The organism is Psychrobacillus sp., from assembly GCF_056205495.1.
On the sequence record NZ_JBAEAP010000119.1, the window covers coordinates 1 to 5093 of the forward strand.

Consider the following 5093-nt stretch of genomic DNA (forward strand, 5'->3'; position numbering starts at 1 on the left):
TGTTCTTAATAGCCATTTGAAAGTTCAATTGTTTATGTTTACAGTCACTATAAAAAAGAATTGTTAGTCAAAATCAACCAATAACTTTAACAAAGCTTATTTATATTACACGCTTCTATTTATTCTCTCATAAATTTGGAAAAATAGTGGATTATTTTTTACATGTATTGATATCAATAGCAGGTGACTCCAGTAGGATACGTGAGCTATATAAGAGATGACAGCGCAAACGTTTACTACAAGGGATAGCTTAGAGATTTACGAGTCCAACTACTAGTTGCTTAATAACTTCAAACAAAATTAAATTATATATATATAATAAAAAAATGACAAAATTATGAACAGTTGATTAATTATTTATGAATTAATAGTGAAAAAAAGAATAAGGCTATAACAAAAAAATACAAAAGAGTTATACTTATGATATTGTGAAATTATTCACAATTAATAAAATTAAACTTATTCTTTTAAATGAAAACAGCATCGAAAATCCTGCAATTTATGAAATTTTGCTTGGGAATTTCAGGTATAAAAAGGTTTTTTTATTACATGATAATTTAGAAACTTGTATGAAAAAACGATTAAGGTCCTAAAAGTGAAGTCCCAGTAAGAGAGTAGTTAAGAGAAAGAGGCGATTTCCAAAACTGAAAAGTTAAAATATCGAGCACGAGAATAGAAGAAGATGGAATGATTAATAAGGATAAATTAGGACAAAATACAGCAGATAAGTATACAGAGGTGCTTTAGAGATGTAAGTTCACCTATTGTTTTATCCACTAGTATGTTTAATCGCAAAGTAAAGATTCATTCTTAGTTAGTCTATTTGTAAATCTATAGAAGTAGAGGAGAAGAAAAGATGAAAAAAAATAAAATGTTATTTGTTCTTCTAGCTTTTGCAGTATTTCTTATCATTATTTTGTTACCAAATCCTGAAGGACTTCCTGTTGCTGGGCAGAGAGCTCTGGCCATACTTGCTTTAGCAGTAATTCTGTGGGTTACAGAGGCTGTATCGTTTCCTGTAAGTGCCTCCATAATAATTGTGCTCATTTCGGTATTTATAGGTCTTGCTCCAACTATTGATGATCCTACAGTAGATTACACGACATCAGGTGCATTAAAGCTTGCGCTAGGTGGGTTTAGTTCTTCTGCAGTCGGATTAGTAGCTGGTGCTACATTTATCGCAGCAGCGATGGAGCTTACGGGATTACACAAAAGGTTAGCACTTTTCATCATGTCCAAAGTTGGTACAAAAACAAAGAGCTTAGTTTTTGGGACAATCGTTGTAAGTATCGTACTAGCTCTATTTGTTCCTAGTGCTACAGCCCGCGCGGGTACAATTCTTCCAATTCTTTTAGGAATAGTAGCTGCTTTTAATTTGCCTAAAACAAGTAGGCTTTCCGCTTTATTAATAGTTACGGCAGTGCAGTCTATATCTATTTGGAATGTTGGTATCAAAACAGCTGCAGCCCAAAACATGGTTGCTCTTGGATTTATTGAAGAGACTTTTGGCATTAATATTACCTGGGGGCAATGGTTTATATATGCAGGTCCCTGGTCCATACTGATGTCTGTCTTGCTATTTTTTCTAATGAATAAGCTTATCAAACCAGAGCTATCGGAATTAGAAAACGGTGACGTAGTTATTAAAGATCAATTAAGAGATTTGGGTCCTATAACAGGGAAAGAAAAAAGATTAATCATTATTTCCGTCGCATTGCTAATTCTTTGGGCAACAGAAGGTATACTTCACCCACTAGATTCAACGACAGTGACTTTTATAGCGGTCATGGTTATGCTCTTGCCTGGAATTGGAATTTTTTCATGGAAAGAAGTGCAAAATAAGATTCCATGGGGAACTCTTGTAGTATTTGCAGTTGGGATATCAATGGGTACAGTGCTTTTACAAACGGAAGGAGCTGCTTGGTTATCACAAAATACATTAGAAGCAGTCGGTTTGACAGAAATGCCTCTTATTTTTATTATCATGGTTCTTTCGTTATTTAATATTTTGATTCACTTAGGTTTTGCAAGTGCTACCAGCTTGGCTTCTGCTTTTATACCTATCGTTATCGCTTTAGTGGTCTCCATGCAGCCAACTTCATTTAATGGTCCTGGTCTTGTATTAATCCAACAGTTTGTTGTTTGCTTCGGTTTCTTGCTACCTGTAAGCGCACCGCAGAATATGCTTGCATATGGTACCGGTGCCTTCACAACAAAGGATCTTTTGAAATCTGGTCTTCCAATAACTATAGTGGGATACTTATTAATCATTGTCTTCAGTATGACATATTGGCAATGGGTTGGGCTTCTTTAAGACAAGTAGGATTAGATATAAAATTATAAGGATGTGTAATAATGAATAACAATTATCCATGGAATCAATTTCAAGGACCCAATCTAGCGTACCTGTTAGAGCAATACGATTTATATGTACAATCACCTGATGACGTAGAAGAGGAAATAGGAGCATTGTTTCAACAATATGGTTCACCAGTCGATTCTTTGGGTCAACGTGAGACTATATCTATCTCAGGTAATGCAGACAACAACTTAGATAAAATTCTTCGAGCTATTCGGCTCGCAGATGCTATTCGTACACATGGGCACCAAAATGCTAACATTTACCCCCTGAACAATGGGATACAGGATCCGTCGAAAATTAGTATGGAGTTCTATGGCCTCTCTGAACAGGACTTGGTAGATGTACCGGCAGCTCTTATAATTACTAATCCTCCTAAAGATATACGTAATGGTCTTGAGGCTATCAATTATCTAAGGTCTGTTTACACAGAAAGTATTGCTTTTGAAATTACACATATCGCAGACTCCAAGGAGAGACAGTGGCTTCAAGATAAAATTGAAGGAAATGCTTTAAATCAAAGTCATTCATTAGAAGAAAAGAAAGAGTTACTAGAACGTTTAACTAAAATTGAAGGATTTGAAAAATTCATTCATCGTACGTTTGTAGGAGCCAAGCGTTTTTCTATAGAAGGGCTTGATGCATTAGTTGTTTTAATCGATGAATTAGTTAATCAGGCTGGGATAACAAAAACTAAACAGGTGAACATCGGAATGGCCCACCGTGGCCGATTAAACGTTTTAACGCATGTTTTGAAAAAACCGTATGAGATGATGTTTGCTGAGTTCGCTCATGTACCGTCAAAGGCATTCTTACCTAAGGATGGATCTTTAGAGATTGCAGAAGGGTGGTTTGGTGATGTGAAATATCATAAAGGGGCTACCTACCATTCAAATAATGGCGTGACGGTACAGCTGGCCTATAATCCATCCCATCTTGAGGTAGTGAGCCCTGTAGTTACTGGTCAAACTAGAGCTGCACAAGAGGTAAAAGATATACCTGGTTATCCGAGGCAGGATAAAAATGCAGCATTTGCAATTCTAGTTCATGGAGATGCTGCTTTCCCAGGGCAAGGTGTAGTAACAGAGGTATTAAACTACAGCCGAGTACGTGGTTTCCAAACAGGAGGATCTATTCATATTATTGCTAACAATATGATTGGATTCACTACAGAGCAATTCGACTCTCGGTCTACGCATTATTCCTCTGATCCTGCAAAAGGGTTTGAGGTACCAGTTATCCACGTAAATGCTGACAAGCCAGAAGCTGTGTTAGAAGTAGCAAGGCTTGCTTTTGAGTATCGTCGACAATTTAGTAAGGATATAGTTATTGATCTTATTGGTTACCGTCGCTATGGTCATAATGAAATGGACGAACCATCCATTACTAATCCATTGATGTATCATATTGTTCATAAACACCCAACTGTAAGGCAAATTTATGGTGAACAACTGGTAGAAGAAAAGGTACTTAATCAGTCCCAAGTTGAGACGTTAGATGAGACAATATTAAAGGAAATGCAGGAGGCATATGACAGGGTCAAAGAACTTCCGCAGACAACTGCAAACGAAGTAGTAATTCCGCAGGTTGTATTGGACGGCTATCCAGATATACCGACTGGTGTTGAGGAAGAAAAGCTAAGCAAGGCTAACGCAGAACTTTTAACCTGGGCCAAGGAGTTCACACCATTTAAAAAATTAGAGAAGATACTTAGACGTAGGGAAGAGCCTTTTACTGGGAGCGGAAAGATAGATTGGGGACACGCAGAAACACTTGCGTTTGCAACTATTTTGCAAGACGGACATTCGATACGCTTAAGTGGACAGGATGCCCAACGTGGTACGTTCTCTCACAGACATTTAGTGTTACATGATGAGAAAACAGGAGAAGAACTTATTCCAATGCATTTTATTAGTGATTCTGCTGCCTCTTTTGTTGTCCATAATAGCCCATTAACGGAAGCTGCTATTTTAGGCTATGAATTCGGATATACACTAGAGGATAAGAATACGTTAACGATTTGGGAAGCGCAGTATGGAGATTTTGCTAACATGGCACAGGTTATGTTTGATAACTTTATCAGTTCTGCTCGAGCGAAATGGGGATTGAAGTCAGGTCTAGTAATGCTACTTCCACACGGGGCGGAGGGGCAGGGCCCAGAGCACACAAGTGCCAGATTAGAGAGGTACCTACAGCTTTCAGCAGAAAATAACTGGACTGTAGCTAACCTTTCAAGCGCAGCAAATTACTTCCATATATTACGCAGACAAGCAGAATCCTTGAATGAAGAATTTGTACGTCCGTTACTAATCGTCTCTCCTAAATCACTTTTGCGCAATCCTTTGGTCGGTGCTGATGTCTCTGATTTGGTGGACGGTAAATTCCAAGCAGTGATTGAACAACCAAATCTTGGTGGCCAACCAGAGGAGGTAAAGAAAATTGTTTTTGCTAGTGGAAAAGTGGCAATTGATTTAGCGGAAAAAGTAAAAAGCGGCACTGATTTTAATTATTTGCATATCATTCGTGTGGAACAGCTTTATCCATTCCCCGAGGATGAAATTTTGGATATATTAGGACGTTACCCAAACGTAGAGTTATTGACATGGGCTCAAGAAGAACCTCAAAATATGGGTTCTTGGAATTATGCTCTCCCGTATTTATTAGAGATAGCAAATGGAAGAAGCATTGCTTATACAGGACGAGTACATCGCTCAAGTCCGGCTGAAGGCGACGC

At 37.8% G+C, this 5093-nt stretch carries 2 protein-coding genes; both read left to right on the forward strand.

Annotation, left to right across the window (positions count from 1 at the left end; genetic code table 11):
* Window positions 1-856 precede the first annotated feature (856 nt).
* Window positions 857-2314 carry a DASS family sodium-coupled anion symporter gene (locus AC06OU_RS03605; protein ID WP_475854040.1) on the forward strand — a complete coding sequence of 486 codons (1458 nt, stop codon included), beginning with the start codon at window positions 857-859 and terminating at the stop codon, window positions 2312-2314.
* A gap of 41 nt (window positions 2315-2355) precedes the next feature.
* On the forward strand, window positions 2356-5093 hold a 2738-nt coding region (locus AC06OU_RS03610), incomplete at its 3' end, for a 2-oxoglutarate dehydrogenase E1 component (protein WP_475854041.1).